This window comes from Paenibacillus sp. YSY-4.3 (genome assembly GCF_054767475.1).
The window spans coordinates 454,500-477,009 of record NZ_BAABMC010000003.1 but is presented as its reverse complement, the minus strand read 5'-3'; the positions used below and the strand labels follow the sequence as shown (position 1 = coordinate 477,009).

General features: G+C 52.5%; 20 protein-coding genes. 19 read left to right on the top strand and 1 reads right to left on the bottom strand.

Annotated elements, in window-relative coordinates:
- Positions 1-48: 48 nt before the first annotated feature.
- From remA to spoVM, 16 genes are all read left to right on the top strand, one after another.
- On the top strand, positions 49-309 hold the full coding sequence (remA, locus tag ACYUJT_RS12985; RefSeq protein ID WP_019639066.1) for an extracellular matrix/biofilm regulator RemA: 261 nt from the start codon (positions 49-51) through the stop codon (positions 307-309).
- An 11-nt stretch (positions 310-320) separates the two neighbouring features.
- Positions 321-893, top strand: coding sequence for a guanylate kinase (gene gmk / locus ACYUJT_RS12980; RefSeq protein WP_460322627.1), 573 nt, complete (start codon positions 321-323; stop codon positions 891-893).
- Positions 894-946: 53 nt separating this feature from the next.
- Positions 947-1,168, top strand: coding sequence for a DNA-directed RNA polymerase subunit omega (gene rpoZ / locus ACYUJT_RS12975; RefSeq protein WP_460322625.1), 222 nt, complete (start codon positions 947-949; stop codon positions 1,166-1,168).
- A 114-nt stretch (positions 1,169-1,282) separates the two neighbouring features.
- Entirely contained in the window at positions 1,283-2,512 is a 1,230-nt protein-coding gene (gene coaBC / locus ACYUJT_RS12970) for a bifunctional phosphopantothenoylcysteine decarboxylase/phosphopantothenate--cysteine ligase CoaBC (protein ID WP_460322622.1), read from the top strand.
- The gene (priA, locus tag ACYUJT_RS12965; protein ID WP_460322620.1) at positions 2,512-5,049 is read left to right on the top strand and encodes a primosomal protein N'; all 2,538 of its coding nucleotides are present in this window, start codon (positions 2,512-2,514) and stop codon (positions 5,047-5,049) included. The genes coaBC and priA overlap by 1 nt, the downstream gene beginning before the upstream one ends.
- Before the next feature lie 119 nt (positions 5,050-5,168).
- Positions 5,169-5,651, top strand: a complete 483-nt coding sequence (gene def / locus ACYUJT_RS12960; protein ID WP_460322617.1) for a peptide deformylase — start codon at positions 5,169-5,171, stop codon at positions 5,649-5,651.
- Positions 5,652-5,659: 8 nt separating this feature from the next.
- Positions 5,660-6,625, top strand: coding sequence for a methionyl-tRNA formyltransferase (gene fmt / locus ACYUJT_RS12955; RefSeq protein ID WP_460322614.1), 966 nt, complete (start codon positions 5,660-5,662; stop codon positions 6,623-6,625).
- On the top strand, positions 6,622-8,121 hold the full coding sequence (gene rsmB, locus ACYUJT_RS12950) for a 16S rRNA (cytosine(967)-C(5))-methyltransferase RsmB (protein ID WP_460322612.1): 1,500 nt from the start codon (positions 6,622-6,624) through the stop codon (positions 8,119-8,121). The genes fmt and rsmB overlap by 4 nt, the downstream gene beginning before the upstream one ends.
- A gap of 252 nt (positions 8,122-8,373) precedes the next feature.
- Positions 8,374-9,597, top strand: a complete 1,224-nt coding sequence (locus ACYUJT_RS12945; protein WP_460322610.1) for an S-layer homology domain-containing protein — start codon at positions 8,374-8,376, stop codon at positions 9,595-9,597.
- 393 nt (positions 9,598-9,990) lie between these two features.
- Positions 9,991-12,828 carry a DUF5704 domain-containing protein gene (locus ACYUJT_RS12940; RefSeq protein ID WP_460322607.1) on the top strand — a complete coding sequence of 946 codons (2,838 nt, stop codon included), beginning with the start codon at positions 9,991-9,993 and terminating at the stop codon, positions 12,826-12,828.
- Positions 12,829-13,021: 193 nt separating this feature from the next.
- Positions 13,022-14,068 (top strand): dual-specificity RNA methyltransferase RlmN, encoded by a 1,047-nt coding sequence (gene rlmN / locus ACYUJT_RS12935; RefSeq protein ID WP_460322604.1) that lies wholly within the window; start codon positions 13,022-13,024, stop codon positions 14,066-14,068.
- A gap of 9 nt (positions 14,069-14,077) precedes the next feature.
- Positions 14,078-14,848 carry a Stp1/IreP family PP2C-type Ser/Thr phosphatase gene (locus ACYUJT_RS12930; RefSeq protein WP_460322601.1) on the top strand — a complete coding sequence of 257 codons (771 nt, stop codon included), beginning with the start codon at positions 14,078-14,080 and terminating at the stop codon, positions 14,846-14,848.
- A complete protein-coding gene (gene pknB / locus ACYUJT_RS12925; RefSeq protein ID WP_460322598.1) occupies positions 14,845-17,031 on the top strand; it encodes a Stk1 family PASTA domain-containing Ser/Thr kinase in 2,187 nt (728 codons plus the stop codon). Before ACYUJT_RS12930 ends, pknB begins: the two co-directional genes overlap by 4 nt.
- A 70-nt stretch (positions 17,032-17,101) precedes the next feature.
- Positions 17,102-18,010, top strand: a complete 909-nt coding sequence (gene rsgA / locus ACYUJT_RS12920; protein ID WP_460322596.1) for a ribosome small subunit-dependent GTPase A — start codon at positions 17,102-17,104, stop codon at positions 18,008-18,010.
- A gap of 4 nt (positions 18,011-18,014) precedes the next feature.
- Complete coding sequence (gene rpe / locus ACYUJT_RS12915; RefSeq protein ID WP_460322593.1) at positions 18,015-18,683, top strand: ribulose-phosphate 3-epimerase; 669 nt, start codon at positions 18,015-18,017, stop codon at positions 18,681-18,683.
- A 164-nt stretch (positions 18,684-18,847) separates the two neighbouring features.
- Entirely contained in the window at positions 18,848-18,928 is an 81-nt protein-coding gene (spoVM, locus tag ACYUJT_RS12910; RefSeq protein WP_055107596.1) for a stage V sporulation protein SpoVM, read from the top strand.
- 143 nt (positions 18,929-19,071) lie between these two features.
- Here the strand turns inward: spoVM and rpmB are convergent, their stop codons facing one another.
- Positions 19,072-19,260, bottom strand: a complete 189-nt coding sequence (gene rpmB / locus ACYUJT_RS12905) for a 50S ribosomal protein L28 (RefSeq protein ID WP_019639081.1) — start codon at positions 19,258-19,260, stop codon at positions 19,072-19,074.
- Between the two features lie 190 nt (positions 19,261-19,450).
- On the opposite strand from rpmB, the gene ACYUJT_RS12900 reads away from it, so the two are divergent.
- From ACYUJT_RS12900 to ACYUJT_RS12890, 3 genes are read left to right on the top strand one after another with little or no spacing between them, the layout of a single operon-like run.
- The gene (locus ACYUJT_RS12900; protein WP_460322591.1) at positions 19,451-19,810 is read left to right on the top strand and encodes an Asp23/Gls24 family envelope stress response protein; all 360 of its coding nucleotides are present in this window, start codon (positions 19,451-19,453) and stop codon (positions 19,808-19,810) included.
- 15 nt (positions 19,811-19,825) lie between these two features.
- On the top strand, positions 19,826-21,592 hold the full coding sequence (locus ACYUJT_RS12895; protein WP_460322589.1) for a DAK2 domain-containing protein: 1,767 nt from the start codon (positions 19,826-19,828) through the stop codon (positions 21,590-21,592).
- Positions 21,593-21,636: 44 nt separating this feature from the next.
- Complete coding sequence (locus ACYUJT_RS12890; RefSeq protein ID WP_460322586.1) at positions 21,637-22,506, top strand: DegV family protein; 870 nt, start codon at positions 21,637-21,639, stop codon at positions 22,504-22,506.
- Positions 22,507-22,510: the final 4 nt, after the last annotated feature.

Below are 22,510 nucleotides of genomic sequence, written 5' to 3'. Positions count from 1 at the left end.
CTACCTGCTTGTAACCGAATCGAGAAAATTAGGGGGAACTACCTAACCATGGCAATTAAACTTATTAACATCGGTTTTGGAAATATCGTATCGGCGAATCGCATCATTTCCATTGTCAGCCCTGAGTCCGCCCCAATCAAGCGGATCATTCAAGAGGCGAGAGACCGTCATATGCTGATCGACGCCACTTATGGGCGCCGGACCCGGGCGGTTATCATCACGGATAGCGACCATGTCATTTTATCGGCGGTACAGCCGGAGACGGTCGCGCATCGTCTATCCATCAAAGACGACGACAACGACGAATAATGGAGAGAACAATGGCAAAAGGGCTACTTATCGTATTATCCGGACCGTCCGGAGTGGGAAAAGGAACGGTCTGCAATGAATTAAGACATCGTTTGCCAGAGCTTGTGTATTCCGTGTCTGCGACAACAAGGCAGCCGCGGCTGGGCGAGGAGCACGGTGTGAATTATTTTTTCAAGACCCGTGAGCAGTTTCTCGAAATGATCGAGAACGACCAGTTGCTCGAATATGCCGAGTATGTCGGCAACTATTACGGAACTCCGCGTGATTTCGTGGAACAGACGATCGAGAGCGGTAAGGATATCATCTTGGAGATCGAGGTTCAGGGCGCGCTGAAGGTGAAGGAGAAGTTCCCGGAGGGCGTATTCGTGTTCCTGCTCCCGCCGTCATTGGACGAGCTGAAGGGGCGGATTCAAGGGCGAGGCACGGAGAACCAGGCGACGATCGATCATCGGATGTCCGTGGCTGCGGATGAAATCGCCCTGCTCAAACACTATGATTACGCTGTATTGAACGATGAAATCGATCTTGCTTGCAAGAGAATTGAGGCCATCATTACAGCCGAGCATTGCAAAGTCAGGAAATAGACGAGCGCAGCAGTGCTGTGATTCGATGAATATTTGAAGAGGTGTTGTTGAACATGTTATATCCATCTATTGATAGAATGCTGGATAAAGTCGACAGTAAATACTCCCTAGTTGTAGCCGCATCCCGCAGAGCAAGACAGCTCAGAGAAGGCGAGAAGAGCGAGCTGCAGCAACCGAAATCCCATAAGCAAGTCGGCGTGGCGCTGGAGGAAATTTACGGAGATTTCATCAAGATCAGACGGGGCGTAGACGAGAACCAGACTGCTGACGAATAAGAAGCATGGCCTCCGGGCTGCTATTAGGACACTTTTAGTGTTTTTCTTACGACAACCGCGAGGTTGTTGTTTTTTTCTTGTTAGGAATAGGGGCGGAAAGAGAGGGGATCACCGATGTTAACCGGCAAAAAAATACTGCTGGGGGTTACCGGCGGCATCGCTGCCTTCAAGGCAGCATCACTCTGCAGCAAGCTCGTGCAGCAAGGCGCGGAGGTCCGCGTCATCATGACGGAGTCAGCGACTAAGTTCATTTCGGAGCTGACGCTGCAGGCGCTGTCCAAGCACCCTGTTTACACGGATACGTTCGACGAGAAGAACCCGCAGGTCATCGCGCACATCGACCTTGCAGATTGGGCTGACCTGGTGCTGATCGCGCCGGCAACCGCGAATATCATCGCCAAAATGGCTGTGGGGTTGGCGGACGATATGCTGTCCACTACTTTACTGGCTACCGAGGCCCGGATCATGCTGGCTCCGGCTATGAATGTTCACATGTATACCCATCCGACGGTCACGCGTAATTTAGCGGAGCTGACGGCGCGCGGCGTGCTGATGGTTGAGCCGGGCAGCGGACAGCTTGCCTGCGGTTATACGGGAAAAGGCCGGATGGAGGAGCCTGAAAATATCATCGCCGCCGTTCAGGCTTATTTTGCCCGCCAGGAACGTGCGGAGAAACGGCCGCTCGCCGGCAGGAAAGTCGTCGTTACCGCGGGTGGAACGGTAGAACGGCTGGATCCAGTACGCTACATAACGAATGATTCGTCCGGCAAAATGGGATTTGCGATCGCCAAGGCGGCCTTGGATTTGGGGGCAGAAGTTACGATTGTCGCGGGCCGGACGGACGTAGCTCCTCCGCTTTACCGGGATGGGTTATCCCTCGTTCGCGTGGAGTCTGCCCAAGATATGTATGAAGCGGTCAATACGCTGTGGGCAGATACGGATATTCTCGTAAAAGCGGCTGCCGTCGCGGATTATCGCCCTAAACAGACTGCCGATCGCAAGATCAAGAAGTCCGGGGATTCCATGACGCTGGAGCTCGTCAAGAACATCGATATTCTGGAGACGCTGGGGCGGAACAAGCAAACGCAATTTTTGATCGGATTTGCCGCCGAGACAGATCGGCTTGAGGAGTATGCGATGGATAAGCTGCGGCGCAAAAACTGCGACCTCCTCGTAGCTAACGATGTAACTGCCGAGGGCGCGGGCTTTGGCACTGATACGAATATCGTGCATATTTACGATGCGGATGGACTGGTAGAGACGATTCCACGGGCGTCCAAGGAGGAAATCGGGCTCGAAATTATGGAGCTGGCCGCGGCACGTTTGACGGGAGAGTCGAAGTAATGTACAGAATGGCAAAAGTGATTGTCGATGTGCCGAGCCGGGAAACCGACCGGCCTTTTGATTATTTAATTCCTGAGTCCATGGGCAAATGGATTGAAGTGGGGAGCCGGGTCGGGGTGCCGTTCGGCCGCCGGACCGTGCAAGGCTTCGTCGTCTCCCTGCATGAAGAGCTGGAGATGGATTCATCGAGAATGAAGCCGATTGATGAATTGCTGGATCTGCTGCCCCCGCTGCCTGTGGATTTGGTGGAATTGGCGGCATGGATGAGCCGCAAATATGCCTGCAGCATGATTTCCGCATTGCAGGCCATGATTCCTTCGGCATTAAAAGGCAAAGCGGAAAGATATATTCACGTTGCGGATGAGCATCAGACTGAGGGGAATGAGGCGCCTGAAACGGGTGTTCTGTTCGATTCCCGGGCTCTGCTGGGACCCGCTGAACGGGAGATTGTCGGTTACATCAATCAAGCCGGCCCGGTGACGATGGCTCATTTAAGCACTCGTCATCCGGATAAGGTCGAAGTGATTAAGAACCTGCTCGGGCAAGGGATATTATTCGAGAGCCAGGTGATTAAGGACAGGATCAGAAAGAAAACGGTCAAAACCGTCGCTGCAGCCATCAGCGGGGAAGCTGCTCAAGAGGCGCTCGCTTCATTTGGAGGCAAGGCGCGCCGTCAGCAGGAGGTGCTGCAATTCCTGCTGGAAGTGGGTGTTCCCTTATCTATGCAAGAAGTGCTGTCGACGCTGCAGGTTACGGCTGGGACGGTCAAGAGCCTCGCGGACAAAGGTTATGCGACGATCGAGGACGTGGAGGTGTTCCGTGATCCTTACCAGGACCGCCGCTTCAAGGCCACGGAGCCGCTGGAACGCACCCCCGAGCAAGAGAACGTGTACCGTTATCTTGTCGAGGCTATCGATTCTCGCCGGCATCGCGTATTTCTGCTGCACGGGGTGACCGGAAGCGGAAAGACGGAGGTCTACTTACAGACGATCGAGCGCTGCATTTCGCAGGGACGGCAGGCGATCGTTCTCGTTCCGGAAATATCGCTGACCCCGCAAATGGTGGAGCGCTTCAAGGGACGGTTCGGCAGCAAGGTCGCCGTTATGCACAGTCGCTTGTCGACGGGCGAGCGCTACGATGAATGGCGGAAAATCCGCGAGGGCCGCGTCCAGGTGGCGATCGGGGCCCGTTCCGCCGTGTTCGCCCCCTTTGCCGATCTGGGACTGATCGTTATGGATGAAGAGCATGAGACATCCTATAAGCAGGAGGAGACACCGAAATATCATGCTCGCGACGTGGCGGTAGAACGTGCGCGCCAGCATGGTGCCGCAGTCATTTTAGGCTCGGCGACGCCTTCGCTGGAGAGCTATCATGCTGCCCGATCGTTGAGCAACGATGACTTTGCCCCGATGATTCTCGAAATGAAGCAGCGGCCCTCTGGCAGCCGTCTGCCAGGCGTTCAAATTATAGACATGCGCGAGGAGCTGCGAGAGGGCAATCGTTCTATGTTCAGCCGGTCTCTGCATCAGGGGATCGCCCAGCGGATTGAGCGTGGCGAACAGACCGTGCTGTTCCTCAACCGGCGCGGATACTCGACGTTTGTCATGTGCCGGACCTGCGGTTATGTGGCGGAATGTCCGGAGTGTGACATATCGCTAACGTATCATCAGAAGTCAAATAACTTACGGTGCCATTACTGCGGTTATGCGACTCCTACCCCTACGGAGTGCCCGGAGTGCAAAAGCGAGCATATCCGCTATTTCGGGACGGGGACGCAAAGGGTAGAGGGCGAGCTGTCCAAGCTGTTCCCGGGCATCCGGGTCATTCGCATGGATGTGGATACGACGAGCCAGAAGGGCTCGCATGAGAAATTGCTGCAGGCCTTCCGGGAGAAGAAAGGCGATGTGCTGCTCGGTACGCAAATGGTCGCCAAGGGCCTGGATTTCCCGGACGTGACGCTTGTTGGCGTAATCGCTGCGGATACGGCGCTGAATCTGCCCGATTTCCGTTCGGCGGAAAAAACGTTCCAACTGTTGACCCAGGTGGCAGGACGGGCCGGACGCCATCAACTGCCGGGCGAAGTGTACATCCAGACGTACATGCCGGAGCATTATTCGATCATTCATTCCAGCAGGCATGATTATCATTCTTTCGTAAGGGAAGAGCTGCAGCACCGCAAAATGCTGCATTATCCGCCCTATAGCCGTCTAATCCTCGTGACTCTTTCCCATGAGCAGCTTCCCGTGCTGCTGCGGATGGCAGAGAATTTCGCCAGCGAGCTGCGGGGCAAGGCCCAGCGTCTCGGCTGGTACGGCGATTTGGATAGACGGACGGCAGAGGCGCTCGACGTTCTCGGACCAGTAGCATCGCCGCTTCCGCGCATCAAGAACCGATACCGATTTCAATGTATGGTAAAATATCGGGGGGATCTGGATGTGGTGTCTCTCGTACGCGAGATCGCAGCGGCTACGATAGATCAGCTCCGGGATGCATCGCTGCAAATCAGCATCGACGTCGACCCGCAGATGCTAATGTAAGGCCGGGCTTATCCCGTTAAAAAGCGTGTTCCTGCCGGAGCATCGGCATGGAAGGCTGCATATATATTTTGTTAAGAACAGGTAAATCTAAGAAGAGGCAAGAGGAGGATGTTCCCAGGATGGCGATTCGGATTATTGTCAACGAACCGGATGAAGTGCTGCACCAGGTAGCCAAAGAAGTGAAGAAAATTACCCCTAATGTGCAGAAGCTCCTTACCGACATGGCGGATACAATGTACGATGCGGAGGGAGTCGGGCTGGCAGCCCCGCAAATAGGAATTCTGAAACGGGTGATTGTCGTCGATGTAGGGGATGAGCATGGATTGATTGAGCTGATCAACCCGGAAATCGTCGCTTCGGAAGGGGAGCAATTCGGACCCGAGGGCTGCTTGAGCATACCTGGTTACCGCGGCGATGTAAGAAGAGCGATGCAAGTTACTGTCAAAGGGCTGGATCGCAACGGCAAGGAAGTGACCTATACGGGGACAGAGCTGCTGGCCAGAGCATTTCAGCACGAAATCGATCACTTAAACGGTGTGTTGTATACGGATTTAGCGGAAAGAGTATATGAAATTACGCCTGAGGGTGAAGAGAAGGAGTGACTTCGCAGTTGAATATTGTGTTTATGGGAACTCCCCAGTTTGCCGTACCTTCCCTGGAGGGGCTGCTCCGCGAGGGGTATAACGTGCTTGGCGTCGTGACGCAGCCGGATCGGCCGCAGGGACGCAAGAAAATATTGATGCCTACGCCGGTAAAGGAGGCCGCCTTAAAGCACGGCCTTCCCGTGCTTCAGCCGCAGCGAATGAGAGCGCCAGAAGCGGTCGAAGAATTAGCTGCGCTGCAGCCCGATCTTATCGTTACCGCCGCCTACGGCCAGATTTTGCCGAAGGCCGTGCTTGATTTGCCGCATTACGGCTGCCTGAATGTCCACGGCTCGCTGCTCCCGAAATACCGGGGCGGCGCGCCGATTCAGCGCTCGATTATTAACGGCGAGAAAGAGACGGGAATAACGCTGATGTATATGGCGGAAGGTCTGGACACCGGGGACATGATCGCCAAATCGGTCGTTCCGATCGAGGATGAGGATACCGCCGGGACGATGTTTGAGAAGTTGAGCCTGGCCGGAGCCGATCTGCTGCTGGAGCAGCTTCCCCTGATTTTAGAAGGAAGGGCTGAGCGGATTCCCCAAAATGACGAGGAGTCCACGTATGCCCCGAATTTATCCCGGGCGGACGAGAAAATCGACTGGACGTCCACGTCGCGGGCGATTTATGACCGGGTTAGAGGCTTAGTACCGTATTCCGGCGGATATACGCTATGGAATGGCGATGTGTTTAAAGTGTGGGCCGTAGGTAAGCCTGCTCCTGTTGGTGCCGGTGCGGATGAACAAGCGAGTGGACAAGCGGGCGGACAAGCTCCTGGTACGGTGCTGCATTTATCGGAGCGGGGAATTGAAGTGAAGACAGGAGACGGCTCTGTCCTATTGACGCGGGTCCAGCCAGCGGGCAAAAAAGCGATGGAAGCTTCTGAGTTTATTCGCGGCGGCGTGATGCAGCCGGGGATGGTACTTGAATGAGCAGGGACAAAGGAGGCCGCCCGAGCAGCGGAGGACGGGGACGGCATGGAGGAGATGCGAGCGCCGCGTCTCAAGCCGGACAGCAGGGTGCCAAGGGCGGCTCGCGCCGGCAGCATAAAGCTTCAGCCCGCGATACCGCGCTGCATGTGCTGACCGAAGTGGAGCAGGAGGGTGCGTACAGTAATTTGCTGCTGAACTCCGCACTGCAGAAGTCCGGCCTGACAGGACCAGAAGCTGGCCTTGCCACCGAGCTCGTGTACGGCACGATATCCCGCAAGAATACGATCGATTATTATCTTGATCAATTTGTGGCCAAAGGGGTGGCCAAGCTGCAGCCTTGGGTGCGGAATTTACTGCGGCTGAGCTTCTACCAAATTTATTATTTAGACCGGATACCTCCGCATGCCGCTGTCAATGAAGCGGTGAATATCGCCAAACGCAGAGGGCATCAGGGAATCTCGGGGATGGTCAATGGAGTGCTTCGCAATGTGCTGCGCCGCAAGGAGGAGCTGGTGTTACCGGGAGATCTGCCTCCGGCGCGCCGGATTGCCCTGGAGCATTCGCATCCTGAATGGCTGGTGGCGAGATGGATCGAGCAATACGGTGAGGGGGCCGCGGAGGCCATTTGCCGTGCGAACAATGAGTCTCCTCCTGTCAGTGTGAGGGTCAACCGCACGCAAATCAGCCGGGACGAGCTCATGCAGAGGATGGAAGAGCAGGGGCTGAAGGTGGTCGCCTCCCAGGTTTCTCCCGATGGAATTATCGTGCTGAGCGGGGGGAATATGGCGTTAACCGATTGGTATGAGGACGGTTTACTGTCGATCCAGGATGAGAGCTCGATGCTAGTTGCCGAGGCCGTGGAACCCGAGGCCGGGATGACCGTGCTGGACTGCTGCGCCGCTCCGGGCGGCAAGACGTGCCATATGGCGGAGCGTATGGCTGGCTCGGGTGAGATATTTGCGAACGATATCCACCCTCATAAGGTGAAGCTGATCGCGGATCAGGCTTCCCGTTTACACCTCGGCAATGTCCAAGCCTTGGCCGGGGATGCCATGGAGCTGGACAAACGCTATGCATCTGAAAGCTTTGATCGCATTTTGCTGGATGCTCCTTGCTCCGGATTGGGCGTTATTCGCCGCAAACCTGATTTGAAGTGGGCCAAGACGCCGGAAGATATCGCCGAGATCACCAGCATTCAGCGAGATTTACTTGATCGAGTAAGCTCGCTTCTCAAACCGGGTGGGGTGCTGGTATACAGCACATGCACGATTGAACCTGGGGAGAACGAAGAGATGGTGAGACAATTTCTTGACCGCCATCCCGAATATGAACTTGCACCGGAGATGACGGAGTGGCAGCGGCTCGTTCCGAAGTCCGTTTCGAATAACCGGGAAAGCGGGATAAATCGGGAAGCTATAGGCTTGCAAATTCTGCCGCAGCATTATCATTCGGACGGTTTTTATATCGCACGTCTAACGAAACGCGCGAAGATTTGAATAAAACCTGGAAAATATGGGATTTACGGACCGGGTAATATCTTATATAATGAACGAAGATGAAGCACATCTCTTGGATCGCGTGAAGCGAGCAGAAGAGGTGTGTTTTTTTATTGTGCCAAATTCCTTAATTTATCAAATTATCCAATTGAAAGGAGGTCTTTGGTCCTGTTATCACGAAATAGGGGGAGGAGTGTAGATGTACATAGGGACAAGGCGATAAATGAAAATCGATAAGGAAGTGGGTAAACGATGAGAATACGGATTGCATTATTGCTGGCTGGATTGATGGTTGTAATGAATGTGTATTTTACTGCGAACGCTCAAGCGACAGGCATCGGTTTTAAGGACGTTAAACCAGACCATTGGGCGGGAAAGGCGATTGAAGCGTCGGTAGGCAGAGGTTATTTCAAAGGTTACGCGGACGGCACGTTTAAGCCGAACGCGACCGTGACGCGTGCAGAATTTGCGGCTTTGCTGGCTCGTGTGGCGAAGGGGGAGGCGGACGCGGACGCAGGCTCAGCGGCGAGCTTCTCGGATGTAGCCGGGCATTGGAGCGAGGCAGAGGTCAAGCGTGCAGTTGCCCTTGGTTTTGTGCAGCCTAGCGACTATCCCGATGGATTCAAACCCAACACGCCGATTACACGCTTTGAGATTGCGAAATGGATGGCATCCGGTTTGGCTGAAGCTCACTCAGATTACAAACAGGCTCTGGAGGATACCAAGACAGCGGTTATTCCGGTGAAGGAATATTTTAATCCAGGCATACCTGAATCCAAGTCCCCTTATATCGCCGTTGCATTGGGTGCGAAGCTGTTAAGCGGGTATCCGGACGGCTCTTTCGGTATGGAGCAGAGAGCTACCCGCGCAGAGACGGCGACCATATTGCTTAATTATGAGAATGCAAGCCTGAAGAAGGCGGATCAATTTTTGGGGCTCCGAGAGCTGAGGCAGGTAGGTACGGAACGAACCAACCTTGAGACAATCAGTCCTTTTACAACGGGGAATACGTCGTTTAATAATGTGGTCGGTAAAACTTACACGTTCAAGAATAATGCGGGTTCCTTGAAGCTCCACAATTATATTGTTGTAGATACGGAGGATTTCAAGGATATCAACAGCATATATGCGCCTTTGTTTGTGGATGAGTCGGATTATGTGGAGCGGATTGATAAGCCGGGAAATTATCGTGTTTTTATGCAAGTCACTATTTATCCGAAGGCGAACGAGTTTGATTTAGGGCATTACATGAATGGTGCTGTTTCCCCCCTTTTAGGAAGTGGAAGGGTAGGAAATGTAAAACCTGAGAAATATGGATATTTAACACTTCCTAATTTTGAGGCGAAGAAGTTTTTTAGAACTAATAATACAGGCAATGGATTAATCATATGGGTAAAAAGCAATATTGCACCTAATTCAAGATGGGATGAATTTAAAACTGATGACGATTCTTACGTAATTATTCAAAAAAAATAAAATGAGGCTGAACACATGAAAAAATGGACGGCCGCTTTTTTAATAATTGGCCTCTTTCAATTGTCATTTTCATATCTATCATTTGCTGCTGGGTTTGAAAACGGTCATCCAACAACAGGGATAGAGGTAACTCCAAATGGACCTGTTTACATGCAAACCATTAAGGTGGAAGTTAAGGGAAAAGCTCTAGCTAGACCTAAGGTAGTATGGGTGCAGTCGGATACAGAAATATGGAGTGCGACTTATGGAAATACAAAAATAGAGACTGGTACTCATAGTAGAGGGGCTAATGCCTTTCCGTTAAAAAAACAAACTGAAGAAAAGCTAGATATGAATCAATACGCGCCAGAGTCTTTGAGGGATTCAATTGATAATGCTTTTCTAAAATCCTATGTGAGAGAATTATCGATTGAAGAAATGGAGTGGAGAGCCGATGACAATACCTATGAACCAATAGGAAATAAACCTCTTTTTAATAGGGGGGAGATTACAGCTATTGTTAAAGTTAATACAGGCTACCCATTAGTTGAAAGCCTTAAATATCAATACTCTACCCGGGCTGATGGCGCACCTAAATTTATTGTAGAATATTACATTCCTATGGATGTGTTCTACACCGGATACGTAGTTGAGAAAAAGCAAATCCGCGTAGTGGAAAATGCCGTTTTACAAGTCAATGATACCAAGGATATGAAGGCTGAGGTTAGAACTTTGGATTACACGATGGCGGACTGGAATGACAGGTGGTTTGATGTCTCGACAGCGTCAGAGACGGTGTGGTCATCCAGTAACGAGGCAGTGGCCACTATTGATAGCAGCGGCAAAGTTACCGCGGTTTCGGAGGGAACAACAACAATTTCGGCCGACTGGAAAAAGGGACCTTATTGGCTGAGAGGGACAGCCACGATCAGAGTAGGCAATGGAACGACGCCGCCTCCTCCAGACCCCGATCCGGTCGAGTCTGGCGTGATCTGCACGTCCCCTTCGCCTAGGAGATCGATGGCGGGAGAAGACTTCAGCCCAAATGTCAGCGCGGTCATCAGGGCGGACGCAAGGGACAACGAACGGTTTAATGTGCAGGATGGCATACCGACGACGGAGAGCCTGTACGGCAATGTTTGGACAAAGAGCTACCTGCATAAATACGGTTATCAGGAAATGACGGGGAAGTGCACGTTTACCGTCAATGTGACCATTATGCCGCCGCCCCCGCCTCCGGATGCAGAACCGACAGAGCCTTCGACCATACAAGTCCAGGTGGATAAGGACTATTCTTTCTGGACGGTATCACAAGTTGAAGTCTACAGCCTAAAAGAGGCAGCCCTGCAGAATTATGCGTTCGAGGCAAACGGCATCAGGATTTCGCCCAGCGGTTATAATGCCCCGTACTATGCGATAGCGCAGACACATCGTTATGAACCATCCGCTGTTTTTGACATTACCGTGGATGCTGACAGCGATCCTGAAGCAGCCGCCAGATCGGCGGTGAGCGTGCGGGTGAGCAATGATACGTTTACTTTCAACAGCCAGACTCTCATGAGCGGAGCGGCAACGACGGGCAGCGGGCCAGCTCCTTCCCCAATCCCCACAGCAGCTATGACGGGTGACAATATCCTTTATAGTCCAGGAAACGTCATTCCGATCTCCAAGACGAACAAGGGAAATCAGCCGAGCACAGGAACGATTTATTATGTACAAGTCAACGGTGCTAATGAAAGAAGCTATCCCATCTATGGCATTAGCCCGGTTACCGTACATACTCCGGTTGTCATTTATCCTGCCGTGTCGGATGATCGGGCGCACAATCAGAAAAGCAAACCGGCGGCAGGGCATTCTGCCGTGATTCTGGATCGACCGTTTACGATCGAAATGCCTAACTCAGGGCAGCACACGAATTATCTCGGGTACGGCAACCGCAATTATTTGAAATACATCGGCAGTAAACAGGTCAGGTTTCCGTTTGATGTCTATAACGGCTCCAAGACGCAATTTCACCCGAAAAATACGTGGATCGAGGTGGAGAAATCGCAGGAGAGTTTCTCCTTTTTTCTCCCGGTATGGGTGGACGAAGGATTCTATGATGTCGAGTTCCGGACAATTGCGCACAATGCTCCAGCCGGGGCAAGCCAGCAAAGGAACGCCAACCTGGATTTAACTCACCACACTGCCTATGATACAGTGGCAGTTGATGTCGTTGGACGCGTTTATGATTTCCGGGTTACCGATATTGCCGACTACAATTGGGAGACGGTGTTCAGGACAACGCAGGGAAGCAGCCTGCCGACGGGAACCGCTTACTGGGTCGGGCTGGGCGGAATTGACGGGGCGCCAAGAGGGATCACGTCCAAGTACACTCTGCCGATTCGTCCTGGAAGCCATCCCGTATATAAGAATGTCGCTATCAAAACCGGATATCATTTCAAATTCGATTTGAAAACGAAAGGAAATATGTTCGGATGGCAGGATGAAGTCAAAATTACGCCGAGCTTTTACTTTATCAGCGCGGAAGACGGTTCGCGTATGCCCGTGGATCTGTACTATCACAAAAGCGGAAAAAGCTATGTCAAAGTAGGTTCGCCCGGCGACGACGTGACCCGATTCGTCATTCTGAACGAGCGCCTGCGTAATGTACCGGCAGAGGAATTGACGGATACAGCGCTTTATAAATATGATCATCAATACCCTTTTGATCAGATTGCGAATATCGGGCGAGGACAATTTGTGAGTCACTATATCAACTTTGCCACGAAGCGCAGGACGACGATAGGGAGCTTGAGCCTGCTCCGTCTTCCCGAAGGCGTGCGCACCCTCATCGGGCCGAAAACGAGTATCCCGGCAGGGATCGATTCGAGCCGGGTGAATGCCGCCGTCCAGAAATGGTACGGGGAGTACAGCTTGCCTGCCGATCTGTATGCGGTGAAGACTGGGACGAATGTCGCAGAATACGGGCGAACGCACCGAGGGCTGACGGATAAATCGCCGATTTTTTTGAAGAATGGCTATATCGCGGTTAATTTCAATATTGAGACGGTGCGTGAAGGGCAATTCAACGATCCGCATCTGCAGTATATTCATGGTCCTTTAGTAAACCAGTGGCATCAGATGGAGGGATTTGCACGCAGCGTGCAGGATCCGTTTGGCGTGACCTACCGTCTGCAGGATGGGGACGTTGTATTGTATCATGCTGATCTTACCAGCCGCGATGATTTCCGTTCAATGGTGACGCATTAATCCATAGTCCAATAGTCTTAGCCGATCCCTGACCTGGTTCGCCGGGGAAAGCTCGGCTTTCTTTTTTCCTCCAAATGGAAAATGAAAGCAAAGCTTGAAACTTGCCGCACTTTAGTGTAAAAATGATTTGTGCTAAAATAGGAAGAATGAGTGGGCAACTGCATACGATATACTATAGGACAGGTGTGTGAAAATGAAACCTTTTATATACGACTATACTTTTGATGAACTGCAAGAATGGGCTGTCGCCCAAGGAGAGCCAGCGTTTCGCGGAGGGCAAATCTTCGATTGGCTCTATGTAAAGCGCGTAAACTCCTTTGAGGAAATGACGAACCTGTCTAAGTCGCTCCGCCAAAAGCTGGATGATCAATTCGCCTTCGTCACTTTGAATGAAATCACCAAATTTGAATCGAAGGACGGAACGGTCAAATTCTTGTTCGGGCTCCATGATGATCATGCGATTGAGACGGTTATCATGAAGCATAACTACGGCAACAGCATCTGCGTAACGACGCAGGTCGGCTGCAAGGTCGGCTGTACGTTCTGCGCCTCGACGCTCGGTGGATTGAAGCGGAACTTGTCGGCCGGGGAAATCGTTGCCCAGGTCGTACAGGCCCAGAAAATCCTCGATGACCGCGGCGAGCGCGTAAGCAGCATCGTTATTATGGGAACCGGTGAGCCGTTCGAGAATTACGACGCTACGATGAACTTCCTAAGAATCATGATCCATGACAAAGGCTTGAATATCGGGCAAAGGCATATTACGGTCTCTACGAGCGGAATCGTCCCTAACATTTACCGGTTCGCCGACGAGGACACGCAAATTAATTTGGCCATTTCCATTCACGCGCCTAACGATGCGCTTCGTTCCAAATTAATGCCGGTCAACCGCCGTTTTCCTTTCGACGACGTGATGGAGGCGCTGCGTTATTACATCGCGAAGACGGGACGCAGAATTACGTTCGAATACGCATTGATCGGGGGCGTCAATGATCAGCCCGAGCATGCCGAGGAACTGGCTAATGTTATCAAGGACATGCTGTGCCATGTGAATTTGATTCCGGTCAACCATGTGCCGGAACGCAAATATGTCAGAACCTCAAGAAGCGATATTTTTCAGTTTCAGCGCATTTTGGCGGATAAGGGCATCAACGTAACGATCCGCCGTGAGCAAGGACACGATATCGCGGCGGCCTGCGGCCAGCTGCGGGCGAAGCATATGGAGTCTGGTGCGAGGTGATCTGGTGCTATGAAAATGGTGTATTTAAGTGATGTGGGGCGTGTCCGGCCTGTCAATGAGGACAGCGCCTGGGTATCCCGCTTGGAGCAGGGCTACACATTAGGCATTGTCGCCGACGGCATGGGCGGCCATCAGGCCGGAGATACCGCCAGTAAGCTTGCGGTAGAGACGATAACTCAGGATATCGTCTCGCTGGCCCCGGGACTGTCGGTACAGGCATGCGCTGAGGCGTTGAAAGCGGCGATTCTGCATGCGAACGAAGTTGTTTTTCGCAAAGCTTCAGAACATGATGAATACCACAACATGGGAACGACCATCGTTGCCGTTCTCCTCAGCGGCCGGGAAGGGGTCGTAGGCCATATTGGCGACAGCCGGGCCTATCAATTCCGGCAGGACGATCTGATCCTGCTGACGGAGGATCATTCGCTCGTAAATGAGCTTGTCAAGAGCAAGCAAATCAGCGAAGAGGAAGCCAGCGTGCATCCGCGGCGCAACGTGCTGACAAGAGCGCTGGGCACGGATTCCAAAGTGGAGGTCGATCTGGACCATATTATTTTGGAAGACGGGGATATCCTGCTGCTCTGCAGCGACGGGCTCAGCAACTATGTATCACAGGAACAAATGACCCTTACGCTGGGATTGGACGATCTCTCCTTACAGGATCGGGCTGATCGCCTGCTTCAGCTTGCTTTGAGTGCAGGAGGCGACGATAACATTACCGTTGCTCTGCTGGAGCATCAGGAAGAAGCCGGGTCAAGCATAAAGGAGTGGAACTCATGATCGGACACGAATTGGGCGGTCGTTATCAAATTATCGAACGAATTGGCGGCGGGGGAATGGCGCTCGTCTACAAAGCGCACGACATTCTTCTCAATCGCAACGTAGCGATCAAGGTGCTGCGCCAGCAATTTGTGAACGACGAGGAATTTATACGCCGTTTTCGGCGGGAAGCGCAGTCCGCTGCGTCTTTGTCGCATCCCAATGTTGTCAGCGTCTATGATGTGGGGCAGGAGGACGATATTCATTATATCGTCATGGAATATGTAGAAGGCCAGAACCTGAACGAGATCATTAAGGAGCGTGCGCCGCTGCAGGTGGACGAGGCCGTTCGCATTGCGTCGCAAATTGCGGATGCCCTGGATCATGCCCATCATAACCAAATCATTCATCGCGATATTAAACCTCATAACATATTGATAGGTCGTAACGGCCGGGTAAAAGTGACCGATTTTGGGATCGCCCGGGCGGTCACGTCTACGACGATTACGCAGACCGGTTCGGTCGTAGGGTCGGTGCATTATTTCTCGCCGGAGCATGCAAAGGGAGTGGCTACCGGGGAGAAATCGGATTTATATTCGTTGGGTATTGTGCTGTATCAAATGTTGACGGGGCGCCTTCCGTTCCTGGGAGAGAGCCCGATTAGCGTTGCCTTGAAGCATTTGCAGGAGCATTTCGAGGAGCCGCGTTCGGTGAATTCGATGATTCCGCAAAGCGTCGAGAACATCATTCTGAAATCGATGCGCAAAAATCCAGGCGAACGCTATCAGTCCGCCAAAGAAATGCTTCTTGATTTGGAGACTTGCTTGATGCCGGAGCGGCGGACGGAGTCCAAGCTCTTATTTGACGACGGTGACGATGAGGACAGCACCCGGATCGTTCCGGCGATCAAGCCGCAAATGGGCGGCTCGGCTGCCCGGGGCGGCTCCAAGCTGTCCAGGGAATCGCAGGCCGACGATGGCCGTGACGAAGTGAAGAAGGGTGCAAGTTTCTGGTCGAAGCCGGTACTCTGGGTAAGTCTGACGGTATTGCTCCTTGCGGCGATGGCCGGCGTCGTATGGTACGTGAACAATACTTTCACCGTTCCAGATGTCACGGTACCGAAGGTCATCGATTTGAATGAAGCGGACGCAACCAAGGCATTGCAGGATAAGGGACTAGCGGTCGGCGACGTGAAACGGGAATACAAAGAAGGCTTCGATGAAGGTATCGTCTATGACCAAAGCAGGCCGGAAGGCACGATAGTCAAAGAAGGCGCAATCATAGATTTAACCGTGAGCACGGCCAAACCGCTGAAGAAGATGCTTTCATTCGATGGATTGACTTACGAGGAAGCGGAGGCTCAACTCGTCCAGGCTGGAGTGGATAAGGATCGGATTACTCAGAAGGAAGAGTTCAGCAGCGAGGAAGAGGCCGGCAAGGTAATCGGGCAAAGCCCCGATGCGGGCACGGAATATGATCCGGCATCGGTAAGCATCGTGCTTAAAGTTGGCAAGGGTCCCAAGGAATTCAGTATGCCGACCCTAGTAGGATTGAAGCAGGAAGTAGCGGAAGCTAAAATCAAGGAATTGGGGCTGAAGCTGGCCAAGGACGGAATCAAGACGGAGCCTAGCTTTGAAAGAGAAGCGGGCGAAGTTATCGACCAATGGCCGTTTGCGCCGAACAGCCTGGCTACGCCGGGAACTGAAATGGTGCTGACGGTAAGCTCGGGCTATCCGCCGGAAGCTATTAAATACACTTATGAAGTGCCGGTCGCTCCTGTAGAGGAAGGCAAGAACAGCAAAATTCGCATCGTCTATGGAGATGCTCGCGGCGACAATAAAGAATGGGGTACGAAAACGATTAATAAGACCCAATCGTTCTCCGTTGAACTCGTACTCGCGCCAAACAAGAACGCGGCAGTCTCCGTCATCCGTGACGGCGAGCTGTTTGACACTTATTTGGTCTCGTACATCGATGCCAAGCAGGGAACGGTTCCTGTTCCTCAGCTGCCGGGCACTCAATACGATGAGAACTCATATAATGATTGGGACGAGGGCGAGATCGTGAACCCGGAAACGGGGCGGATCGACCAAGGAGCCATAGCCCAGGCCGTAAAAGCCGATAAAAACAACAACGGCAAAGGAAAAGGTAAAAATAAAGACAAAGACAAAGACAAAGATAAAGATAAAGATAAAGGTAAGTAAAGGTAAGTAAAGGTAAGTAAAGGACAAGGCAGCAATTAGAGAGACAGAAAATGAAAGTGAGGCCGGCAGCATGCCTGAAGGTTTGATTGTTAAGGCATTAAGCGGATATTACTATGTGAAGCCGTTAGCCTCGGCAGAGGAGAATGTTCTCCAATGCCGGGGCCGCGGAATTTTCAAGAAGAAGGGCGTCACTCCGTTGGTAGGGGACCGGGTTCTATATTCCCCTACGGAGAACGGGGAAGGCACGGTGGACGAAATATTGCCGCGCGATACGGAGCTGATCCGTCCGCCAATTGCCAATGCGAGCCATGCGGTTCTGCTGTTCTCGGTGAAGGAGCCGGATTTGAACTTGCAGCTGCTGGACAAGTTCCTCGTACATATTGAGCATGCGGGACTCCGTCCACTCATTTGCTTGACGAAGGAAGATTTGCTGAATGAGAAGGGTACTGAACAGGATCGCGATTTAACGAGGCAGGTGGGCGAGCTTTACGAAAAGGTCGGCTACGAGGTAATCGTGACAAGCTCATTGACAGGAGCAGGGACGGATGAAGTGAAGTCGCGGCTGGCGGACCACATCAGCGTGTTTGCCGGGCAATCGGGCGTGGGTAAATCATCTCTGCTGAATGCCATGCTGCCGGGATTAGCACTGGAGACGAGCGAAATCAGCCTGAAGCTGGGCCGCGGCCGTCATACGACGCGCCATGTTGAACTGATCGAGCTGGCCAATGGCGGCTATGTTGCGGATACTCCCGGGTTCAGTCAGCTCGACTTCCTGGAGCTGGGCGTGGAAGAGCTGTCATCCTGTTTTATCGAATTCAGCGAATATGCGGAGCAATGCAAATTCCGGGGCTGCAGTCACCTGCACGAGCCGGGATGCCGGGTCAGGGAGGCAGTGGAGGAAGGCGAAATTATCTCCAGCCGTTACAAGCATTACGTGCAGTTCCATGGGGAAATGAAAGATAAGAAACGGAGGTACTAACTTCATGAGAAAGATCAACATAGCACCGTCTATTTTGTCTGCGGATTTTGGAAAGCTGGCTCAAGAAGTTGCCGAGGTTGAGCGCAGCGGCGCCGACTGGCTTCATGTCGATGTCATGGACGGGCATTTCGTGCCCAACATGACGTTCGGGCCGCTGGTACTGGAAGCTGTGGCTCCTCATACGAAGCTGTTCCTGGATGTGCATCTAATGATCGAGCATCCGGAGCGCTATATCGCAGCGTTTGCTAAAGCAGGAGCAAGCTTGATTACGGTTCATGCCGAGGCTTGCGTGCATCTGCACAGCGTCATCCAGCAAATCAAGAGCCTGGGCGTAAAGGCAGGGGTTGCGATTAATCCGGCTACGCCAGCGCTGGCGGTCCGCGAGGTCATCGAGGATCTGGATTTGGTGCTCGTCATGACGGTGAATCCGGGATTCGGCGGACAAGCCTTCATCCCGGGGATGGTCCGCAAGATTTCGCAAATTGCTGAGTGGAGGGAGCAGTTGGGCTTAACGGGTCTGCACATCGAAGTCGATGGCGGGATTACCGCCGATACGGCGCCAACCGTGGTAGAAGCCGGGGCGGATGTGCTAGTTGCCGGCAGCGCGGTGTTCGGGCGCGAGGATCGGGCCGCAGCGATTTCCGAAATTCGCGGCAGCGTGGAGCGTTTCTAGTGAAACCGTTTTGTCCGTTGGTATAGGGATGGGCTGTTCCGCATACAATGGGTTACATGAGCAGGGTTCTCATGTAGCCTTTTTTTTGTGTCCTCAATACACGGGAAGCAGACTTGGAACATAGACTATAGGTGAAGGCATGAGAATGATGGGGAGGGTGAAGGATGAAATTTTACACATTCAAGCTGCCTAAGTTTTTGGGCGGATTCGTCAAAGCGGTATTGAACACGTTTCAGAAAAATTAGGGGAGGGGATCTTGCGTCTAAGCTTCAGAGGGAAGACGCAAAGCCCGTTCCAACAGCGTTCCAGGCCGGGCGGAGCAGGCGGCGGGCATTAAAAAAGCACCTCGAATGACAAGGTGCTTTTTGTCTATATGCTTATTACAACCCTACGCGCGGGTTACTTTACCGGATTTCAAAGCCCGAGTGCTAACGTATACGCGTTTCGGTTTACCGTCTACAAGAATACGGACTTTTTGTACGTTCACGCCCCAAGTACGCTTCGTGTGATTGTTAGCGTGGGATACATTGTTCCCTGTGCTTGGGCTCTTGCCTGTCACATAACATTTGCGAGACATTCATTACACCTCCTAATTCCAACCTCTTAAAAACAACACTTATCTATAATATCACAGTAAAAAAAGAGCCGTCAACCAGTGACTTAACTTTATTTCTGGCTTCGTTGCTCTTCTTTTATTTATTTCTCTTTCTTCTTATAGTACAATGTTGATTAGTCCATAATAATTTTGGGGAGGAGTTGATGCGGGCGTGGCTATCGAACTACATACGGAGCATGGGGCGGTCCATATTTCCGATGAAGCCATAGCGGTAATCGCCGGATCGGCCGCCATGGAGTGTTATGGATTGGTAGGAATGGCAAGCCGCAAGCAGTTCAAAGACGGCTTCGCCGAATTGATTGGGCGAGAGAATCTGGCCCGTGGTGTGGAAGTGAACCTGGAGAATAATCAATTGTCGATTCATCTTTATATTATAGTTAGTTATGGCACGAAAATTTCCGAGGTCGCACACAACATACAACAAAAAGTGAAATATGTACTAACCGAAGTCGTTGGACTCCAAGTAGCGTATGTCAACATCTCGGTTCAAGGCGTACGTGTATCAAGCTAGGAAGGGGAATTTTCATTGAGTAAGCGTTCTCTGAATGGAACAGATTTTACCGCCATGGTATTGGCCGGGGCGGAGAGGCTTCACCAGCATGCTGAGCATGTCAACTCCCTAAACGTGTTTCCGGTTCCGGATGGAGACACCGGGACAAACATGAATTTGACGATGACTGCAGGCGTGTCTGAGCTGAAGAACAGCGGTACTGGAGGCGTAGGCAGCCGGGCGGGCGTGTTGTCCAAAGGCCTCCTGATGGGCGCGCGCGGCAACTCTGGCGTTATTTTGTCCCAGTTATTCCGCGGGTTTGCCCGATATGCTGCTGCTTACGAAGAACTCAATACGATTCATTTTGCCGCTGCGCTGCAGAGCGGGGTGGATACCGCCTACAAGGCCGTTGTAAAACCGGTGGAAGGCACGATACTTACCGTGGCCAAAGAAGCGGCCAAGCATGCCGTATTCTATGCCAGACGGACGACGGATATGACAGAGCTGATGACGGAGGTGCTGGCCAAGGCGAAGGAGGCGCTAGCCCATACGCCTGAGCTGCTGCCTGTTTTGAAGCAGGTTGGTGTCGTTGATTCCGGTGGACAAGGACTCGTATATATTTATGAAGGATATTTGCAAGTATTGACGAACGGAACGATACCGATGGAAGAGCCTGTAACGGGACAAGCTGCCCCCGTCGTGAAACCGGTCTATGCGGCTCCGCGGATTACGCCGGACGCCCCGATTTCCGCCCAAGCAAAATTGGAGACGGAAGATATCGAGTTTTTGTACGACATGGAGTTTTTCATTAATCGTACGCTCGGTGAGGGTAGAAATACGCTATTTAACGAAGATCAGTTCCGGGAAGCGCTGTCAAAAAATGGAGACTCCATCATCGTCATCGCTGATGACGAGGTCATCAAAGTACACGTGCACTCTAAAGCGCCGGGCGAGGTGTTGAATTTGGCCCTGCGTTACGGCGAGATTACGCAAATTCATATATTGAATATGCGCGAGCAGCATCGCGACCTGTTATCCGCGGGAATGGATGCGGCTTCCATGCCGGAATTGTTTGCCGATATTCCAGCAGAGGGCCCGCGCCAGACTGAGCGTGCGGAGATGCCGGCGGATGAGCTGGCGCCTTACGGCTTCATCGCGGTTGCTTCAGGGCAAGGCATTTCCGATATCTTCACCAGCCTTGGCGTCGATGTCGTGCTAGCCGGAGGCCAGACCATGAACCCGAGCACGGAGGATTTCGTAAAGGCGATTCACTCGATTTCCGCCCAGCATGTGTTCATTCTGCCGAACAATTCGAATATTGTGCTTGCTGCGCAGCAAGCGCGCGATCTTTTGGAAGGCGAACGCGAGGTTACCGTTATTCCAAGCAAGAGCATTCCGCAGGGAATCGCCGCTGCATTTGCGTTCCAAGAGGAAGAGAGCGTAGAATCGAACACCGACAGCATGATGAACGCCGTGCACCATGTCAAGACGGGACAGGTGACTTATGCGGTTCGCGATACGGTATTCGATGATCTGGAAATTACGGCCGGTCACTATATCGGCATTGCAGAATCCAAAATCGTAGCAACGGAAGAAGGACTGCTGGAAACCTGTCAGGGCCTGCTCTCCAAAATGCTGGAGGGCGGCGACGAAATCGTAACGATTCTTGTTGGCGAGGAAGCTTCGCCCGAGATGACGAATGAACTAGTGTCATGGATTAATGAGACTTATCCGGACGTCGAAGTGGAGGCCCACAACGGCGGACAGCCGATATATTATTATTTATTTTCCGTAGAATCCTAGGCGGCGCCTAGAAATAACGGGAGAGTTGAAAGGATGAGAATCTCATGACCAAGGTTGTCATCGTTGCAGACAGTACGGCTGACGTGCCGAAATCTACGGCGGAGGAATACGGCATTCATATCGTGCCGATGCGTCTTGCATTCGGCGAAGAATCGTTTTTGGAGGGTGTCGACATCACTGCGGTAGAGTTCTACGATAAGCTAACGAAGTCGCGTGAACTGCCGAAGAGCTCCCAGACATCCCCGTCCCAGTATGCCGAGGTATATCGCAATCTGCTGGAAGCGAATCCGGGCTCGCCGATCGTATCGATCCATATCTCCTCCGGCATGAGCGGAACGTATCAATCGGCTCTGCTCGCGAAGACGATGCTGGAGGAAGAGACGGGCAAGGAGCTCGATATTACGGTCATCGATTCCTTGTGCGCTTCTTACGGCTTTGGTCTTCAGGTGGTCGAAGCGGCAAGGCTGGCCGGCAAGGGAGCATCCGTAGACAAGATCAAGGCCGAGGTTGAGCGCCTTGGGCGCAGCCGCAGGCTGTACTTCCTGGTCGACACGCTGGAGTATCTCCAGAAGGGCGGACGAATCGGCAAAGCAGCCGCCATCCTTGGTACGCTGCTGAACATCAAGCCGATTCTGTCGGTGGACCAGGAGGGCATTATCTACGCGGTGGATAAAGCGAGAGGCCGCAAAAAAGCGGTATCGCGGGTCATCGAGCTGTTTGTGAACGATTTCGGTAATCATAAGGATTTAAATGTTGCGGTTTGCGACGGTGTGAATCCAGAGCTTGCTCAGGAGTTTGTGGAATTGCTGTCCCAGCACTTCACGCTGCATGAGGTGGTTCGCACGGACATCGGCGCAGTCGTAGGTTCACATACCGGCCCAGGAGTGGTAGCTATATTTGTGTGGCCGGCTTGAAGCG